At 64.4% G+C, this 17,569-nt stretch carries 18 protein-coding genes and 4 pseudogenes; 12 read left to right on the top strand and 10 right to left on the bottom strand.

The genetic code is table 11. The annotated features are described in order from the left end of the window. From J9611_RS14785 to J9611_RS14795, 3 genes and pseudogenes are all read right to left on the bottom strand, one after another. A pseudogene (locus J9611_RS14785) lies at nt 1–232 on the bottom strand (HNH endonuclease signature motif containing protein); the annotation flags it as partial. A gap of 454 nt (nt 233–686) precedes the next feature. Next, on the bottom strand, nt 687–1,325 hold the full coding sequence (locus tag J9611_RS14790; RefSeq protein WP_211881209.1) for an NADPH-dependent F420 reductase: 639 nt from the start codon (nt 1,323–1,325) through the stop codon (nt 687–689). Between the two features lie 31 nt (nt 1,326–1,356). Next, entirely contained in the window at nt 1,357–1,953 is a 597-nt protein-coding gene (locus J9611_RS14795) for a hypothetical protein (RefSeq protein WP_211881210.1), read from the bottom strand. 139 nt (nt 1,954–2,092) lie between these two features. Between J9611_RS14795 and J9611_RS14800 the strand changes: the two genes are divergently transcribed. Genes J9611_RS14800 through J9611_RS14825 form a run of 7 tightly spaced genes read left to right on the top strand, consistent with a single transcriptional unit; the run spans nt 2,093 to nt 7,716 of the window. After that, nucleotides 2,093–2,470: a VOC family protein gene (locus J9611_RS14800; protein WP_211881211.1), complete on the top strand. Its 378-nt coding sequence runs from the start codon at nt 2,093–2,095 to the stop codon at nt 2,468–2,470. Between the two features lie 59 nt (nt 2,471–2,529). Continuing rightward, nucleotides 2,530–2,883: a type I restriction-modification system subunit M N-terminal domain-containing protein gene (locus J9611_RS21965; RefSeq protein WP_307857113.1), complete on the top strand. Its 354-nt coding sequence runs from the start codon at nt 2,530–2,532 to the stop codon at nt 2,881–2,883. Between the two features lie 22 nt (nt 2,884–2,905). Beyond that, nucleotides 2,906–4,039: an HsdM family class I SAM-dependent methyltransferase gene (locus tag J9611_RS14805; RefSeq protein ID WP_246527853.1), complete on the top strand. Its 1,134-nt coding sequence runs from the start codon at nt 2,906–2,908 to the stop codon at nt 4,037–4,039. Then, a complete protein-coding gene (locus tag J9611_RS22555; RefSeq protein WP_211881212.1) occupies nt 4,036–5,181 on the top strand; it encodes a restriction endonuclease subunit S in 1,146 nt (381 codons plus the stop codon). The genes J9611_RS14805 and J9611_RS22555 overlap by 4 nt, the downstream gene beginning before the upstream one ends. Then, a complete protein-coding gene (locus J9611_RS14815; protein WP_211881214.1) occupies nt 5,181–6,116 on the top strand; it encodes a restriction endonuclease in 936 nt (311 codons plus the stop codon). Before J9611_RS22555 ends, J9611_RS14815 begins: the two co-directional genes overlap by 1 nt. Nucleotides 6,117–6,118: 2 nt before the next feature. After that, a complete protein-coding gene (locus J9611_RS14820) occupies nt 6,119–7,006 on the top strand; it encodes a HipA domain-containing protein (protein ID WP_211881216.1) in 888 nt (295 codons plus the stop codon). Beyond that, complete coding sequence (locus J9611_RS14825) at nt 6,991–7,716, top strand: HIRAN domain-containing protein (RefSeq protein WP_211881218.1); 726 nt, start codon at nt 6,991–6,993, stop codon at nt 7,714–7,716. The genes J9611_RS14820 and J9611_RS14825 overlap by 16 nt, the downstream gene beginning before the upstream one ends. Nucleotides 7,717–7,870: 154 nt before the next feature. Here the strand turns inward: J9611_RS14825 and J9611_RS14830 are convergent, their stop codons facing one another. Both J9611_RS14830 and J9611_RS14835 read right to left on the bottom strand, forming a co-directional pair. After that, the gene (locus tag J9611_RS14830) at nt 7,871–8,254 is read right to left on the bottom strand and encodes a PIN domain-containing protein (protein WP_211881220.1); all 384 of its coding nucleotides are present in this window, start codon (nt 8,252–8,254) and stop codon (nt 7,871–7,873) included. Next, nucleotides 8,251–8,520, bottom strand: a complete 270-nt coding sequence (locus J9611_RS14835) for a type II toxin-antitoxin system Phd/YefM family antitoxin (protein WP_211881221.1) — start codon at nt 8,518–8,520, stop codon at nt 8,251–8,253. The genes J9611_RS14830 and J9611_RS14835 overlap by 4 nt, the downstream gene beginning before the upstream one ends. Before the next feature lie 303 nt (nt 8,521–8,823). Here J9611_RS14835 and J9611_RS14840 point away from each other — a divergent pair, with 303 nt between their 5' ends. Next, nucleotides 8,824–12,192: a DEAD/DEAH box helicase family protein gene (locus J9611_RS14840; RefSeq protein ID WP_307857114.1), complete on the top strand. Its 3,369-nt coding sequence runs from the start codon at nt 8,824–8,826 to the stop codon at nt 12,190–12,192. An 8-nt stretch (nt 12,193–12,200) separates the two neighbouring features. Here J9611_RS14840 and J9611_RS14845 read toward each other — a convergent pair. Both J9611_RS14845 and J9611_RS14850 read right to left on the bottom strand, forming a co-directional pair. Continuing rightward, nucleotides 12,201–12,818: pseudogene (locus J9611_RS14845) on the bottom strand (NADPH-dependent FMN reductase). Between the two features lie 138 nt (nt 12,819–12,956). Beyond that, nucleotides 12,957–13,361, bottom strand: a complete 405-nt coding sequence (locus J9611_RS14850) for a DUF5997 family protein (protein WP_211881223.1) — start codon at nt 13,359–13,361, stop codon at nt 12,957–12,959. Between the two features lie 78 nt (nt 13,362–13,439). On the opposite strand from J9611_RS14850, the gene J9611_RS14855 reads away from it, so the two are divergent. Beyond that, complete coding sequence (locus J9611_RS14855; protein WP_372447798.1) at nt 13,440–14,204, top strand: LysR family substrate-binding domain-containing protein; 765 nt, start codon at nt 13,440–13,442, stop codon at nt 14,202–14,204. Here J9611_RS14855 and J9611_RS14860 read toward each other — a convergent pair. After that, a complete protein-coding gene (locus J9611_RS14860; protein WP_211881224.1) occupies nt 14,201–14,536 on the bottom strand; it encodes a hypothetical protein in 336 nt (111 codons plus the stop codon). The genes J9611_RS14855 and J9611_RS14860 overlap by 4 nt on opposite strands. Before the next feature lie 89 nt (nt 14,537–14,625). Here J9611_RS14860 and J9611_RS14865 point away from each other — a divergent pair, with 89 nt between their 5' ends. After that, on the top strand, nt 14,626–15,138 hold the full coding sequence (locus tag J9611_RS14865) for a hypothetical protein (protein ID WP_211881225.1): 513 nt from the start codon (nt 14,626–14,628) through the stop codon (nt 15,136–15,138). Between the two features lie 96 nt (nt 15,139–15,234). On the opposite strand, the pseudogene J9611_RS22780 reads toward J9611_RS14865, so the two are convergent. Both J9611_RS22780 and J9611_RS14870 read right to left on the bottom strand, forming a co-directional pair. Then, nucleotides 15,235–15,291, bottom strand: a pseudogene (locus J9611_RS22780) (three-helix bundle dimerization domain-containing protein); the annotation flags it as partial. Nucleotides 15,292–15,316: 25 nt separating this feature from the next. After that, the gene (locus J9611_RS14870; protein WP_211881226.1) at nt 15,317–15,484 is read right to left on the bottom strand and encodes a hypothetical protein; all 168 of its coding nucleotides are present in this window, start codon (nt 15,482–15,484) and stop codon (nt 15,317–15,319) included. Between the two features lie 233 nt (nt 15,485–15,717). Here J9611_RS14870 and J9611_RS14875 point away from each other — a divergent pair, with 233 nt between their 5' ends. Further along, on the top strand, nt 15,718–16,185 hold the full coding sequence (locus J9611_RS14875) for a MarR family winged helix-turn-helix transcriptional regulator (RefSeq protein ID WP_246527854.1): 468 nt from the start codon (nt 15,718–15,720) through the stop codon (nt 16,183–16,185). Then, nucleotides 16,182–17,463, top strand: a pseudogene (locus J9611_RS14880) (MFS transporter). Before J9611_RS14875 ends, J9611_RS14880 begins: the two are co-directional and overlap by 4 nt. Nucleotides 17,464–17,569 lie beyond the last annotated feature (106 nt).

Raw genomic sequence — 17,569 nt, forward strand, 5'->3', positions numbered from 1 at the left:
GCACCTTCAGCGCCGCGGTCCGGGCTTCCAGCCGCGCCACGGCGGCGAGCCCGTCCAGGCAGTCATCGGCCAGATTCCGCAACGGATCGGCGTTTCCGAGGGGATCGGCGCCGGGCGGACCCGGGTGGTCCGCGCCGGCGCCGGTGAAGGCAGCAAGCACAGCAGCGGACGCGGCGACGGCCTCCAGGGCCTCCCTGCTTCCGGCACTCCACGCTGCTGTTCTGCTGTCCACACACTCAGTACATCAGGAGGCACTGACAATATGATGAAATTGGCTGTGAGGCAGCAGGACACCGGCACTGCGGGGAACACTCTTCGGGTGCCACCGTGAGGGCGCACCCACCAGTTCCCGTCGTCTCGTGTATTGGGTCACGGCACTGGAGAAAAACCAGCATGGACGCGGGCACCTTTGTCATTGTCGTCGAACGGCAGGGCGCTGATTTCCCCGTTGGGTTCCAGAAAGGCCCGGCGTACCGGAGCAAAGTCGGTAAGCCCACGCAGGCGCAGTGGGGGAATGCAGCTCTTCACTGCTGATGAACTCCCGGGCGGGGTCGAGGCGACCGTTGAGCGGTGCGCACTTCGGCCGCCCAAGGCCATGGGTTTCAGATGTGGGCGGACGGCTGCAGTCCGGTTGTGATCAGCCTGTGCTTCCGCGGCAGCGATCAGTGGAACTGTAACGCGCCGGGCTAGTCGATGACCTTCAGGCCCGTGCCCCAGTTGAAGTTCTCATAGGCGGGGTTGGCCTGCAGCGCCATGATCAGGAGCATGAATCCCTCCAGTTCCCGCGCGTGGTGCAGCCCGCCGACCTTCAGCGGCCGCAGCCCGGCAGCGGCAGCGAACGCCGCCACCTCATTGCCGGCCGTTTCGGAGTCGGAAGCGATGAACACATCCAGCGGCATCCCGCCCGTGGAGCCAGCGGCGAGGGGGCCTGCAAACGTGGTGTTGAACGCCTTCACCACGCGGGCTCCCGGAAGCAGTTTGGCGATCTCCTCGGCGGAGGAGGTGCCGGATTCGACGACGAGCGAGTCAAAGGTTTCCGTATTGATGGGATTGCCGATGTCGATCACCGTTTTGCCGCTCAGGGTGTCACCGTAGTGCGTGGCAACTTCCTTGGCCGGACCGAAGTAGAGGGCCAGCACCACAATGTCGCCGTCGGGGATGTCGCCGAGCCCCCCGGACGTGGTGGTGCCGCCAATCTCCGCCGCGAGCCTGGCGGCGTTCGCCGGGGTCCGGTCCAGGATCTGGACCTTGCGGCCGGCCGCCACGGCACGCGTGCCGATCGCCCGGGCCATGTTTCCGCTGCCGATGATGGTGATGTCTGTCATGGTGCTTCCTTCCGGGAAATGGTGGAGAGATTCAGCTCAATAGGGAAGCATCCGAGTCCACGCCGGCCGCGCGTTCGGCCTCGGCCAGTGCCTGTTCCAGCCGCCGGACCGCCGGTCCGTAGCCGGCGTCGTTCTCGTCCCGCAGCCGCTCGGCCGCCTTCATCGCCTTGATGAGGGCGGCCGTTTCCGGCCGGCGCGGATCGCTCATGGCCGGGAAGTCGATGAGGCACGCTGGGTCGAGCTCGTAGCGCTGCCACCGGGCCAGCACCCTCCGGTGGAGGGCGGCGGCGGCTTCATTGGCGGACACCGTTTCCCGGCAGGCGCGGCGGACCTCCTGGCGGCGCAACAGCCGGGGGGTCCACCGGTAGGCGGCGACGCCGGTCCCCGCCGCGAGGAGTCCGAGCATCAGCCCGGCCCACGGCGCGGCGAGGGAGGGGAGGATCACGGCCGGCGCAACGACGGCGAGTCCCGCGAAACCGTCCCAGAACACCGCATCCGGCAGCCCGGCGTCGGCGTTCCGGTGTTTCCGGGCCAGATAGGCGGACCCGGCCACCGCGACAACGACGAGAACGGCCAGGGCGAGCAGCTGCCAGATCCCGAGCGGGGAGGATCCTGATTGAGCCGGCATTCCAACACACCTCCAGGACACGCTTACAGGGAACCTGCCCGGGCGGGCCTGGTTCCGCTAGTTCCATTGGAATCCACGGGGCGCGGGCCGTCAATGGCGTTCACGGCCCGGGCAGTCCGGGCGTAGTAGCCTTGGCCCCATGCGATTGAAAATGTGCAGCATCCACGTCCGGGAGCCTGCTGCGGCCCATGAGTTCTACACCGGGATCCTGGGTTTTGAGACCCTGATGGCGCTGCCGGAGCAGAACCTGTATATCGTCAAGGACCCGGCCGGGGCGGGCTCCGTGGGGCTCCTGCTGGAGCCCAGCGAGAACCCGATCGGCGCTGCCTACATGAACGGGCTCCACGACGCCGGGATGCCCGCGATCGTGCTGGGCGTTCCGGACGTCCGGGCCGAATACGAGCGGCTCACGGCCAAGGGGGTCATGTTCCAGGGCGAACCGTCCGAAGGCCCCGGCGGGATCTCCGCCGTGCTCGACGACGGCTGCGGGAACTTCGTCCAGCTGCACCAGGACTGAGCTGTTCGTCGGCCGGCGACCCGGCGCACAGGGTCGGCCCTGCCCACTAAGCTCGATCTGTGATTACCGGTGAAATAAAGTCCCAAGTCGACAAGGTCTGGAATACGTTCTGGAGCGGCGGCATCTCCAACCCGCTGGAGATCATCGAGCAGATCACCTATCTGCTCTTCCTCAAGAGGCTTGACGAGCGCCACACGCTTCAGGAGAAGAAGGCCAATCTGCTGGGCCAGCCGATGGAGGAGGCCGTCTTCCCGGCCGGCAATGATCCGAAGGGCCGGCCGTACGCGGATCTTCGCTGGAGCCGCTTCAGGAATTTCGCCAAGGACGAGATGTTCACCGTGTTCTCGGAGTCCGTCTTCCCGTTCCTGCTTCCCGTTCCTGCGCAACGAGCTGCCCAAGCTGGCCAACGGTGAGGACTCCACCTACAGCCACCACATGAGGGACGCACAGTTCAAGATCCCCAACGCCGGCGTTCTGCAGCTGGTGGTGGATGTCATTGACGGCATCAACATGGACGGCCGGGACACCAAGGGCGACCTGTACGAGTACATGCTGTCCAAGCTGGCATCCGCCGGGCAGAACGGCCAGTTCCGCACGCCGCGCCACATCATCGACCTCATGGTGGACATGACGGCCCCGAAGCCGCTGGAGGCGATCTGCGACCCGGCGTCCGGCACCTGCGGCTTCCTGGTGCAGGCGGGGGAGCACCTCCGCAGGAACCATCCGAGCCTGCTGACGAATCCGGATTCGAACAAGTTTTTCCACAACCAGCAGTTCCACGGCTTCGACTTCGACAACACGATGCTCCGGGTCGGCTCCATGAACATGCTGCTGCACGGCGTGGAGAACCCGGACATCTCCTACCGCGACTCCCTCGCCGACCTGCACAGCACCGAGGAAGAGAAGTACGACGTCATCCTCGCGAACCCTCCGTTCGCCGGCAGCCTGGACTACGACAACGTTGCCAAGGATCTCCTGAGCGTCGTCAAGACAAAGAAGACCGAGCTCCTCTTCCTGGCGCTTTTCATCAAGCTGCTCAAGCCGGGCGGCCGGGCCGCGGTGGTTGTGCCCGACGGCGTACTGTTCGGCTCCAGCAAGGCCCACAAGGAACTGCGGAAAATGATCGTGGAGGGCCACAGGCTCGACGCCGTCGTCAAGCTGCCGTCCGGGGTCTTCAAGCCCTACGCAGGGGTGTCCACCGCCATCCTGTTCTTCACCAAGACCAACTCCGGCGGCACGGACAACGTCTGGTTCTACGACGTGCGCTCGGACGGCTTCTCCCTGGACGACAAGCGCACGCCTCTCGGTTCCTCCGACGTCCCCGATGTCCTCTCCCGCTGGAAGCAGCGCACGACGGCGGAACTCACCCGGGCGCGGACCGAGCAGTCGTTCTGCGTGCCGCTGTCGGAGATTGCGGCGAACGACTACGACCTGTCCCTCAACCGGTACCGGGAGATCGAGCACGAAGAAATCGATCATGCGGCCCTGGCGGATATTCTTGCGGCTCTGGACGAGCTTGAAGGTGAGATCTCGCAGGGCATGGCGGAACTGCGGGGGCTGCTGAAGTGAATCGAGTTCGCCTTGATGACGTAGCTGAATTCATCAACGGCTTCGCCTTTAAGCCACAGGACTGGGGCGAACACGGACTGCCGATTATCCGAATTCAGAACCTAAATGATCCAGCGAAGCCGTTTAACAGAACGACCCGAACCGTCAATTCGAAGTTCGTGGCGGCGCCAGGTGATCTGTTGGTTTCGTGGTCCGCATCTCTTGGAGTATTCACGTGGACCCGGTCCGAGCGTGGCCTTGTCAACCAGCACATTTTCCGCGTGCTCCCGCTCGAGCTCCAGGTGGACAAAAGCTACCTAAGGCATATGCTGGCTGGCGCTTTGGCTGACATGGCGGCCCATCTCCACGGAGCAACGATGCAGCATGTCAATCGGGGCGCTTTCTTGGATACTACGATCCCCTTGCCACTGCTAAGCGAGCAGCGGCGGATAGCGGTGATCCTGGACAAGGCCGACGAGCTGCGCACCAAACGCCGCCAAGCCCTCGCCCACCTCGACACCCTCACGCAGTCGATCTTCCACTCCGTGTTTGGCACACCCGGCGATGGTTGGCGAACGGCCCGTCTAGACGACATGTGTGATGTTTCGTCCGGAATAACCAAGGGCAGGAAAACGGCTGCTGAAGGCCTGACAGACTATCCTTACCTGGCCGTATCGAATGTTCAAGATCGGTCCCTGGACATGTCTGTTGTCAAAGAGATTGCCGTTTCGGCTCGGGAGGCCGCGCGCTATCGTCTTCGACGCGGCGACCTCTTGCTGACTGAAGGCGGCGACCCCGATAAGCTCGGCCGCGGCACCATCTGGAACGACGAACTGCCGTGGTGTCTCCACCAAAACCATGTCTTCCGCGTTCGTCCCAGATCGGTGGAAGCCGTTCCGGTGTACCTGAGTTGGCATCTGGCATCGCCTGAGGCGAAATCCTACTTCTTGCGAATGGCCAAACAGACGACTGGGATTGCGTCAATCAATAAGACCCAGCTGTCGGCCACGCCCATTAATCTCCCCCCGCTAGAACTCCAGCAAACCTTCGCAACCCGCGCCGCCGCCGTCGAGCGTTTAAAAGAAAACCACCGCAAGCACCCCGCCGAACTGGACACTCTGTTCGCGTCGCTTCAACACCGGGCGTTCAAAGGAGAACTCTGATGACTGAAGTTGTCGAGCAAGACGGCATCCCCAAGTGGCACGGTTTCATGTCTCCGATCCTTCGGGTCCTTTCAGACGGACAGCCCCGGACAAGGACCGAGCTCAGCAAGCAGGCGATGGACACTCTTGGCCTGCCTGAAGAGCTGCGCGCTGTTCGGCTCGGCTCCGGAGGCCTCAAGGCAAAGGGCCGCGTGGGCTGGGCAATCTCGCACCTGATCGCTGCCACCGCGTTAGCGCGGCCAGATAACGCTCTCTACGTCATTACCGATGCGGGGCAACAGCTCCTCATCAGCAACCCCGACGGTTTGGCCCAGGCGCAGTTGCGCGGGATTGACGCCTACCGTCGGCATCAGGCAGAGGTGCGGGCCGCGCGGCGGGAGACCTCTCCCTCGGCCGAGATCGAAATCCTGGACGAAGACGCCGACCCCACGGACGTCATTGAAGCGGCCATCGATCGAATTCACGCCGAAACCGGATCGTCCCTGCTGAGCCGCATCCTCGCCAGCTCGCCTGAATTCTTTGAGCATGCGGTCGTGGACCTGCTCCTGAAAATGGGCTACGGGGGAGCCGAGCAGCGGGGCCGCCGTATCGGCGGCTCCGGCGACGGCGGGGTTGATGGTGTGATCGACCAGGACGCTCTTGGCCTCGACCGCGTCTACATCCAGGCAAAGCGGTACAGCGCGGACAATACGGTGGGCAGGGAAGCCATCCAGGCCTTCGTGGGCGCTCTCCATGGTGTTTCGGCTTCCAAAGGCGTCTTCATCACCACCAGCAGATTCTCGCAGGGGGCCAAGGACTATGCGGCCAATATCCCGACCCGTACCATCCTGATCGATGGGAAGCGACTGGTGAAACTCATGATCGAGTACCGAGTAGGAGTCCAGGTCAAGCAGAGCTACAACGTGGTGGAGCTGGATGAGGACTTCTTCGAATAAGAATGGAGAATCTCAGCGATTTCGTGGATCTGGCGGGGTGGACGCCGTACCAGGATGAACCCGCCGGCGAGAACGAGAAGACGTGGTTCCAAGACGAGGACGGGGCATTATGGATCTTCAAACGGAATCGTCCGCAACGGAGCCCTAACGAGAACGCGACCGAGTTCATCGCCAGTCAGATCGCTGGACTGCTTGGAGTGCCGGCGGCCACAGTCAGGCTGGCAACGCTGGGAGGCAGCATCGGGTGCGTTTCCAAAGATGTTAAGTCCGATCCACGAAACCAGTTGGATGCAGGTTCGCTGTTTATCGCGGAAATCGTCCCGGATTTTGATCCCAAAGACCGCGGGGCCCGTGGGCATTCTCTCCGGAACATCGCGTCGGTCCTGGCGGCGGTGTCGCCACCCCTGGGACACGAAGAGGCCGGTCTGTCGGCGACCGGATGGTTCGCCGGCTTTCTCGTCTTGGACGCGCTCATTGGCAACCAAGACCGGCACAGTGAGAACTGGAGCATCGAAATAACTCCGGATGGGACCTACCACCTGGCGCCGTCCTACGATCACGCAACCAGCCTTGGTATTGTTCAAAGGAACCCGGAAAAACTGAATCGGCTGGTAAGCGATCCGGGAGCTGTCCGAAAATTTGCGGCCAGGGCAGTCGGCGGTCGGTTCGAAGGAATGGCGAAAGTGCCGCTCGTCGAGGTTGCTTCGCAGTTTTGCGTGGATGCGGGACCCGCTGTCACCACTCATTGGGCATCCGCGATAGCGGGACTGGATATCGGTGCCGCCCCAGAAATCGTGGCCAGGGGTAAAATGTCGTCTCCAAGCGATAGGTTGGCCCTGGAACTAATTCGCATCAACAAGGAAAGGCTCGTGACATGTCTTCGCTCGTGACCGATCCTCGTCCCGTCGCTGTCCAGAATGGAGACGCCGCCCTCCTCGTGGCCTGGCAGCATCCGGAGACGCGCCGGTACCGCCTCCTGGGACGCGCAGTAGCCTCGCAGGACGGCTATCACTTCGAGTACTTCGCATCCATGCAGTCCGAGCCCGACTTCCGCCCGATTCCCGGGTTCTCGGATCCGCACAAGACGTACACGTCGAAAGTGCTGTTTCCACTTTTGTCCGGACGCATCATGAGCGCCAGCCGGCCTGACCGCCCCGAGTGGCTGCAGCGGCTTGAGCTGCCCGAGGATGCGGCACCGTTCGAAATCCTGGGGCACTCCTTCGGAAAGCGGGTTGCGGACACTTACGAGTTCTTTGATGAGCCGGAAATAGACCTGGTCAAGGGAACCCTGACGTTTGTCGTGCCCGTCCATGGACTTCGATACATGACATCCGCGGCGCAGGAATACGTCGACCGGTCGCTCACAAAAGGGGATCAGTTGGATGCTGTCGCCGAACCAGGGAACGCCGCTGACTCCCGCGCAGTTGGGCTATGGGCCGGTGGCCACAAGATCGGGTTTGTCCCTGCTCCTGTACTGGACTACGTCGGCATGCTCGGCAAGTCCGGAACGTACTCGGCGCGCGTCGTGCGCCGGAATCCGAAATCGGAGGGCTCCCACACCCGGGTGGTCACGCAATTGGTATGGCGCCAGACCCCGTAACGCACTCGGTAACACGACCGTCCGGGCCCTCCTGGGCAGCAACTGTCGCCGCCTCATGATTGGCTGGTGCCAGCCCGCGACGCTGCCAGATGGGGGCCACTTCAGTGGGGGCAGCCAACACCAACTTCGGTTTTCTCGTGTGAACTCAGTTGCCTTAGTCACCCACCTCAAGAATCTCGACAACGTCGCTGACCAACTCGAAATCCTTGGCGTTCCGCGTCATCAAAGGAACGCCAAGCGCGTGCGCCTGTGCAGCGATCATGATGTCCTTGCTTCTGGCATGCTGCGGCCTGAGTGTCCGGACCCGTGCGGCGAGCTCGCCGTAGCTCTCGGCTGCATGTTCATCGAAGAGAATCCAGTCCATCAGCTCCCGCCAGACCGCGAGACGGCGCACCCGGTGGCGTCGGATTTGCTCCGACGCCGATGACCGGATGCCGAACTGCAGCTCCGCCAGCGAGATGATGCTGGAACCGAGCACGGCACCCGCTGGCCACACGGACGGCGGGCTGATGAGGACGTTCGTATCCAGGAGAATCACTGAGCGTCCCACGGGTCCACAAGGGGATCGGCATCCCGGGATTCGTGATGCTCTTGCAGCCAACCGGTCTGATCTGGCCCCAACTCGGCCAGTTTAAGAGCAATCGCCACTTCAGCGGCAGAAGTCCACTTCTTGCGATGAGTAATCGGAGAGATCATGGCCACGGCCCTTCCCTGGAGTGTTATCTCCACAGTGGCTCCATGTTCAACCCGCTCTATGACGGCTCTGGGGTTTTGCTTAAGTTCCCGCACGCCAACCCTATCCATGGCTGCATTCTAACCGAAATGTAGTCTTTGTTCTACAGCTGCCCGCGACTGATGCCAAATATAACTGTCGCCGTACGGCAACAAATGCAAAGGTCGGCGTACGGCACAGTTCAGCAGGGACCCTGCCGAAAATTGCAGACGATGCGGCGGCCAACATTACGCAAGCTCCCATTAGTCCGGTCCGCGGACGGAGAATAGGACGGAAACTGTCCCGCCCGCATGATTGACTTGTTCCAGCAACGACGGAGACCAACAACGGGGGCCAAAGCGGTGGGGGCAGGCAACAGTAATTTCGGGTTTCTTGTGGCCGAATGGCCGGATCTGGCACAGCATGCCCGGCGCGCCGAGCAGTTCGCCCGGATCGATCCCCGCGCCTCCATGTTCTACGCCCGGTACACCGCCGAACGCCTGGTGGAGTGGCTCTACAAGGTGGAGCCCGCGCTGATCCTGCCGTACACGGACGATCTCAACGCCCTCCTCAAGGAACCCGCCTTCAAGACCCTCGTCGGTGGAACCATCGGAAGCAAATTCACGATCATCCGCAAAGCCGGAAACAACGCGGTCCACAACCCGGTCAACCCCACCATCCAGGGCGCCGGGCTCGTCCTCAAAGAGCTCCACCACGCCTGCTACTGGCTTGCCCGGAACTATGCCAAAAACGGCAGCCAGCTGCCGCCGTCGTTAGCGTTCGACGCCGGCCACCTCGCCCCGGTCTCCAAAGCACCGGTCCCGCAGCAATCACCTGAGCAGCTCCGGAAGCTGGAAGCAGAACTCAAGGCGAAGGACGACGCCCTTGCGAAGGCCGCCGCGGAAACCGCTGGCCTCACGGCGCAGCTTCAGCAGCTCCAGGCCGAGATCGCCGCGGCCAAGAAGCAGAACCAGGCCGTCCCGGACCACCACAACTACGACGAAGCGCTGACGCGCAAACACCTGATCGATCTGGACCTCAACGAGGCCGGGTGGCCGCTCACCAACCCGGAAGACCGCGAATTCAAGGTGGACACCATGCCCACCTCCAGCGGGACGCTGAGCGGCATCGGCTACGTGGACTATGTCCTGTGGGGCGACGACGGGCTGCCGCTGGCCGTCGTCGAGGCCAAGCGCACCACCAAGGATCCGCACGTCGGCAAGCAGCAGGCCAAGCTGTACGCCGACTGCCTGGAACGCCGCTACGGCCGCCGTCCCGTCATCTACTACACCTCGGGTTATGAGACGTGGATCTGGGACGATTCGATGTACCCGGAACGGAAGATCCAGGGATTCCACACCAGGGACCAGCTTCAGCTTCTGGTGGACCGCCGGGGCAGCCGGAAACCGCTGGCCGGACAGCCAATCGACAATTCGATCGTCGAGCGCGCCTACCAGCACAACGCCATCCGCGCCGTGACCGAGGCCTACGAAACCCACCACGAGCGCAAGGCACTCGTGGTGATGGCGACCGGCACCGGAAAGACGCGCACCGTCGTCGCGCTGGCCAAACTGCTGCAGGAGGCCAACTGGGCCAAGCGTGTGCTGTTCCTCGCCGACCGCACCGCGCTGGTGAGGCAGGCAGCCAACGCGTTCAAGACCCACCTGCCCGGCTCCGGACCGGTCATCCTCAGCTCCGGCGAAGAGGCCGACAGCCGCATCCATGTCGCCACCTATCCCACCATGATGAACCTCATCAACCAGACCAGGGGAGACCTGGGCCAGCGGCGCTTCGGCATCGGGCATTACGACCTCATCGTCATCGACGAGGCACACCGCTCGGTCTACCAGAAGTACCGGGCGATCTTCGAGTACTTCGACTCCCTCCTGATCGGCCTTACCGCCACGCCGCAGTCGGAAGTGGACCGCAACACCTACAGCCTCTTCGACATCGAGGACAACGTTCCCACCTTCGCGTACGGCCTGAACGACGCCATCGACGCCGGGTTCCTGGTACCGCCGCGCGTGGTGCCGGTTCCGCTGAAGTTCCCCTACGAGGGAATCCGCTACGACGACCTCAGCGACGCCGAAAAGGAACAATGGGACGAACTGGAGTGGAACGAGGACGGCGAGATTCCCGACGTCGTTGACGCCGCCGTCGTGAACTCCTGGCTGTTCAACACCGACACCGTGGACAAGGCGCTTGAGGTGCTGATGACGCACGGGCACAAGGTGGCCGGCGGTGACCGGCTGGGCAAGACCATCATCTTCGCCAAGAACAGCCAGCACGCCGAGTTCATCGCCAGGCGCTTCGACCACCACTATCCGCAGTTCAAGGGCCACTTTGCCCGTGTTGTCACCTACCAGGTGACCTACGCGCAGACCCTGATTGAGGAGTTCTCCAGGAAAGACGGCAACCCCCACATCGCGATCTCCGTGGACATGCTCGACACCGGCATCGACGTTCCCGAGGCCCTCAATCTGGTGTTCTTCAAGATGGTCCGGTCCAAGACGAAGTTCTGGCAGATGGTTGGCCGGGGCACGCGGCTGTGCCCTGATCTGTTTGGCCCGGGCCAGGACAAGCAGGACTTCCTGATCTTCGATCTGTGCCGCAACGCCGAGTACTTCAACGCCGGGATGCCGGGCAACGAGGGCACCGTGGCCAAGTCCTTGGCGGAAATCACGTTCGCCACCAAGGCCAGGATCCTGCGCTCCGCCGCGGACCTGTCCTGGGCCCCGGCCATCGACTATGTGGAAGGCCTCCGGTCATCGCTCCGGCACACCATCGACAGGCTTCCGCACGATAACTTCCTCGTGAAACCGGCACGCCAATGGGTGGACCGGTTTGCCGAAGACCAGACATGGGCGGCCCTCACCGGCGACGACTTCGACGCCCTTGAACACGACCTCGCCCGGATCGCCAGCATCGGCGCCCTGCCGGACACCGAAGAGGCCAAGCGCTTCGACTGCACCATGTACCAGGCGCAGCTCGCGGCTTTGACGGCGCCCACTGCGCTGGCCGGGTTCCGGAGGACTATCCAGTCCGTGGCAGCGGCGCTGCAGGACCAGCCGAACGTTCCGGCCATCGCTGCGCAGCTGCCGCTGCTGGCCATGGTTCTCGACGACGGCGAGTGGGAATCGGTGTCGCCGGAATGGCTGGAATCCATCCGCGTCCAGCTGAGGGAACTCGTGCACCTGATCGAGAAGCGGAAACGGACTGTGGTCTACTCCAACTTCGAGGATGAGCTCGGAGAACTGGAGGAGCTTGAGCTCGCCGGGGCCACCAACGGCTTCATGGACTTCAGCCGGTACCGGGACAAGACGCGGCTGTACCTGGCCGGCTACCAGGACCACACCACCATCCAGCGGCTGCGGCGGAACCGGCAGCTGACCGATCAGGACCTTGAGGAGCTGGGGCGGATTCTGGCGCAGAGCGGAGTGGGCACACCCGTGGACCTGGAGCGGGCGGGGACGGAGGGCCTTGGCCTGTTTGTGCGCTCCCTCGTGGGCCTGGACCGCGAAGCTGTGGAAGAGGCCCTCGCGGAGTTCGTTTCCGACACCGCGCTCACCGCGTCCCAGCTGGACTTCCTCCAGTTGCTCGTCAACCAGCTCACCGAGAACGGCGTGGTCAGGCCCGACGCGCTGTTCAAATCGCCCTACAGCGAACTGGCCCCCAGCGGGCCGGACGAGCTTTTCGGCGAGCAGCGTGCAGTCCGGCTCATCCGCACGCTCCGGGCGATCGAAAACAGCGCCCGCGTGGGTTAGGCCGGGCCCTAACGGTTCACTTTGTCCTTGTCCGGGTGCTCGTCGCCGATATGGCCGGGCGCATTGGCGGCCAGGACTCGCTCCACGAAGGAGCCGTACTCCTCCATGTAGTGGCGCAACAACTGAGCCGTGGTTTCGTCTTTGACGTCGCCGTCCTCGCCGTAGACCTCCGGAGCGAAGCGGATGTACGCTTCCGGCGCGTTGAGCTGGGGAGCATCGAGGAAGCTCAGGAAGCTCAGGACGCTTCGGAACGAGGACTGCATGACGGCGGTGCCGATGCCGCCGGGGGAGGCGCCGATGATCCCCGTGGGCTTGCGGGCGAAGGAGTTCGTGCCCCAGGGGCGGGATCCCCAGTCGATGGCGTTCTTGAGCGCTCCGGGGATGGAGCGGTTTTACTCGGGAGAGACGAACAGGAGGCCGTCCGAGGCGGCCACCGCGTCCTTGAGGGCCTGCCCTTCGGGCGGATAGGCGGCATCAAAATCCGGGTTGTACAAGGGCAGGTCCTTGATGGGAATTTCGGTGAACTCCAGCTCCGCCGGTGCAAGCCGGATCAGGGCCTTGGACAGGGTCCGGTTGATGGAACTACTCGAAAGACTCCCGACAAAATATCCGATCTTGAAGGCCATGGCCTGATTCCTTCCCGATGCTCCGCCGGTCGCTGGTGGATTGAGAAATGAAGATCAGGCCGGCGGTCCCGACTCATTCCGCGAGCGTAGTCCTGCGTCCGCGGGATGAAAATAGGGGCCGGATAGGAAAGCCCGTCGCTATTCAGCCTGGGTGCGGGCCTTCTTGGCGTCCTTCTTTGCGGCCTCGTCCTTGACCCGCTGGGCTTCGGTGCGGACGGCGGCGTGGGTGGAGCGCTCGGCCACCAGCCACGCCGGAGGAGCCTGCAGCAGCGCGGTGATTTCCGCCGTCGTAAGCGCCTCTTCGACGCCGCCGCGGGCCAGGCCGCTGATGGAGACGTTCAGCTTCTGCGCCACCACGGGGCGGGGGTGGGGGCCGTTGCGGCGGAGTTCGGCGAGCCATTCCGGCGGGTTGGCCTGGAGCTCGGCGAAATCGGCGCGGGAGATGACCGAATCCTGGAACTCCTGAGGTGTTGCGGGCAGGTAGATGCCAAGCTTCTTGGCAACGGTGGCCGGCTTCATGGACTGGGAGTTTTCAGAGGTCATGCTTCAAGGGTATCCGGCTGGGCGCTTGCGGGGCACCGTGGCAGAGGCCTACCCCGGCATGGGCGGTACTGTGAACTTGTGTCCGCTGAAGATGAATCACCCCAGAACGCCTCCCCGTCCGAGCCCTCCCGGCCTTCCGCGCCGGAAGCGCGGGAAGCGCGGCAGCTGCGGTTCGCGTACGTCGCCGGCGTGACCCCCGGCAAATGGATCCGGCGCTGGGAAGAGCGGATGCCTGATGTTCCGCTGCGCTCGTTCATGTCCGACGACGGCGACCAGCTCAGCGTCTTGCGCGACGGTGCCGCGGATCTGAGCTTCGTCCGCCTGCCGGTGGAGCGCGAGGGCCTGAGCGTCATTACCCTCTATGAGGAACAGCCCGTGGTGGTGGCGCCCAAGGGACACGAGATTTCCCTGTTCGAGGAAGTGGCCCTGGCGGACCTGTCCCGGGAGACCTTCCTGGACGTGCAGGAGCTCGGCGGCCCCGAGACGGCCCTGCAGGTGGTGGCCTCCGGCGCCGGCCTGGTGATCCTGCCGATGTCCGTGGCGCGCCACTTCAACGTCAAGGACACCGTGGCGCGCAGGCTCACCGGTGCGCCCGCGACGGAGATAGCCCTGGCGTGGCCCAGCGAGGCCACGGACGAAGTGATCGAGGAGTTCATCGGAATTGTCCGCGGGCGCACCGCGGCAAGCTCCCGCCAGCCCTCCGCGCAGCAGGAGAAGCCCAAAAAGGAGCCGAAGCCGGACCGGCGCGGGTCGGGCGTCAAGAAGCCCAAGGTGGCCCAGCGCTACGCGCCCAACCCGGACAAGGGCCGCGGCAAGGGATCGCGGAAGAAGGGCAAGCGCTAGGCTGCGCAGGCGTCCCTGAGCGACTTCACAGCGTCCGCCGGAACCTGGTCGCCCGAGGCCGCGATCTGCCGCAGCGGCGTGGTGATGTCGGCGGGAACCCCTGCCGTTTCCGCTCCGGCGGCAAGGCCGCCGAGCAGCTCCTTGTCCTTGATGCTGACCAGGCCGTCTTCCACCAGTGCGCAGGCCTGCTGCTTGATCTGGTCCGCGGCCGCGCCGGCAACCTTTGATGCGGCATCGCTGGCGGTACTCTGCGCTGCTTCCTGCACCTGGCCGCAGCCGGTCAGCATCACCAGGAGCGATGCGGCGGACAGGGCGGCGAAGGTTGCTTTCATGGTCCCAGCCTAGTTGCCGCGGGGCGCTTCGCTCCGCCGATTACTGGTAGCTGGCAACAAAGTGAACACATCGCGCGTACTATCGGGCTATGCAGAACCCTGACCAAGGGGAGTTGAAGCGTCGGCTGGAGTTGCTCGCGCCATTCCTTCGGGACCTCGGGTCGCGGATCCTTGAAAGCTACGCCAAGGCCGGAATACTCACTGCCATCCCCGGCAACGCCTTCCCCGTCTCGGACGCCCGCTTCACCCGCAAAGCCGAGGGCTATGCTTACCATCCACACGGCCCGGTGTATTTCAACATCACCCGGGAGGGGGAGTTGGAACTCGCCGGCCAGGACGCCGGAGTCCCTCTCACGGAAGCCATGAGTGCGTACGTGCGGTTGGCGCGACACGACGAGCTTGAGGACATCGGGCCAGATGACGGAGCTACAGAATGGTTTCCACCACCGCGCTTTCTTCTGGACACGGCCACGTCCCGGCTCCAGATCGCAGCGGTTGCCCGAATGAAGCGGTCGAATTCCCGTACCCGCTTCATACCGCTGGAGCAATACTTGGACGAACGGGCGCGGCTGTTTGTCGAAGGCTTCCTGGCTGTGCGCTGAGGTCTCTTCAGATTCGGGGGCCGGAGCGTTTCGTAGGCAGACGGAGGGGAGCGCCCGCTCGCGGGAGCCGCCGTTGAACTCACGATGGAGTCGGCTCCGGGCACTGTGCTCGACCAAAGTGGGTATGAACGTTCGAATGCGGCCACGGTCCAGGGAGTCGTACTGCGGACCGCGGCCCCTACTTCGGGATACGCCGGCCGCCGGAGCGTTTCAGGATGAACAGCAGGACGGCTATCACCAGGAGGATTGGGGCGACCCACAGCAGAAATGCGACAGCCTTGATCATGGCGCCGATAATGAGGGCGAGAAGGGCAAGGATGCCCGCGGTCCAGATCAATCCCCTCATGATTACCCGGCCTTCCCCGCATCCCATTCTGGTATTAGCGGATCGTACCTCCGGCACGCCGGGCCTTACAAGGCTTCGTTCAACGGGGCGCTGGTCCCAGACGCGGGTCCCAGGATTCCTCCGGCGGCACCTGTTCACCCAGCGAGCTGCTCACGGCTGGACAGCCGCCAAAATTTGGTTAACATTGCTAATGAGCGATGCTAACCAAATTGGCGTCCGAGAACCGGGGAGAAATGATGACCCTAGAAGCCCATCCCGAGGAGCCCGGCGAGCCTGCGGATGATATCCAGCCGGATGTCCTCGGGGTCGACCTGCGGATTGCCGTCATGCGCACGTCCCGCCGGCTGCGCAGCGAGGCCAGCGGGGATATCGTTTCACCCGGACAGTATGCGGTGCTGGCCGATCTTAGCGGCGGGCCCCGGACACTGCGTGAACTGGCGGACCGGGAGAACGTGCAGGCGCCGTCAATGACCCGGATTGTCAACGCCCTGACCAGCCAGGGTTTCGTGACCCGTTCACCGCATCCCGAGGACGGGCGCCAGGTCCTGGCCCGCATCACTCCGGCGGGTGAGGCTGTGCTGGGAGAAGCCCGCAGCCACCGCACGGCCTGGCTGGCCCAACGGGTCGCCGTCCTCAGCGAGGAGGACCGCCGCACGCTCAGCCGGGCTGCGCACCTGATGCAGGAATTGAGCGCCCGATGAACGCGACCTTCCGGGCCCTGGGATCCGGAACTACCGGCTGTGGGTTGGCGGGGCCCTCGTGTCCAACATCGGCACCTGGATGCAGCGGGTGGCGCAGGACTGGCTGGTGCTGACGGTCCTCACGGACCATTCCGGCACCGCCGTCGGCATCACCACAGGCCTGCAGTTCCTGCCCATCCTCTTCCTGGGCCCCTACGCGGGGGTGCTCGCGGACCGGCACCGCAAGCGGGTGATCCTGCTGTGGACCCAGACGGCCATGGGCCTGTACGCACTGTTGCTGGGGCTGCTGGTACTGGCCGGCACGGCGCAACTGTGGCAGGTCTACGCACCGCCCTTGCCCTGGGCGTGGCCAGCGCCTTCGACGCGCCGGCCCGGCAGGCCTTTGTCTCCGAAGTGGTCGGACCGGACGACGTGTCCAACGCCGTCGCACTCAACGCCGCCTCCTTCAACATGGCCAGGCTCGCCGGACCGGCTATCGCGGGCCTGCTGATCGCCTGGATCGGTACCGGGCCGGTGTTCCTGCTTAACGCCGCCAGCTTCGCCGCCGTCATCATGTCCTTGTGGCGGATGCGCACCTCCGAGCTGTTCCCGACGGTGCCGGCACTCCGCGGCAAGGGCCAGATCACCCAGGGCTTCAGGTACGTACGCGGGCGCCCTGACCTGGTGCTGATCTTCGTCCTGGCGGGGCTGGTGGGAACGTTCGGCATGAACTTCCAGGTCACCAACGCGCTGATGGCCACCGCCGTGTTCGGCAAGGGCCCGCAGGAGTACGGGCTCCTGGGTTCGATCATGGCGGTCGGGACACTGTCCGCGACCCTGCTCGCCGCCCGCCGGCGGGGACCGCTGCTGCGCTTGCTGCTGGGCGGTGCCATCGGGATGGGCTTCTTCACCCTCGTGGCCAGCGTGGCGCCCTCATACTGGTTGTACGCGGCAGCCCTGATTCTGGTCGGCCTCACCTCGCTGACGTTCCTGACCAGCTGCAATACGAGCATCCAGCTCTCCGTGGAACCGCAGTTCCGCGGACGGGTACTGGCCCTGTACGTGGGCGTCCTGCAGGGCGGGACGGCCCTCGGGGCGCCCCTGGTCGGCTGGATCGGAACCGAGTTCGGGGCCCGCTGGTCGGTGGCTGCCGGCGGAATCGTGGTGCTGCTGGCCGGCCTGTGTGCCCTCGTTCTCGTCAGCCGGCGCAGCGGGCTGACCATCCGGGACCGGGCGCGGAGGATTTCCTTCAGAATCCCGTCCCGCAGCGGCCGCGGGGCAGCGGGGCCGCGCCCGTAATCCGGCGTGCCAGCACTCCGTCCGCGGCGCCACGGGTGGATCAGGCCGTGAGGGTGGCGAGGGATTCCCTGGCGGCGGCGGTGACGGCTTCGGCGGTGATGCCGAA

It is taken from the genome of Pseudarthrobacter albicanus (assembly GCF_018224015.1).
Taxonomy (GTDB): domain Bacteria; phylum Actinomycetota; class Actinomycetes; order Actinomycetales; family Micrococcaceae; genus Arthrobacter; species Arthrobacter albicanus.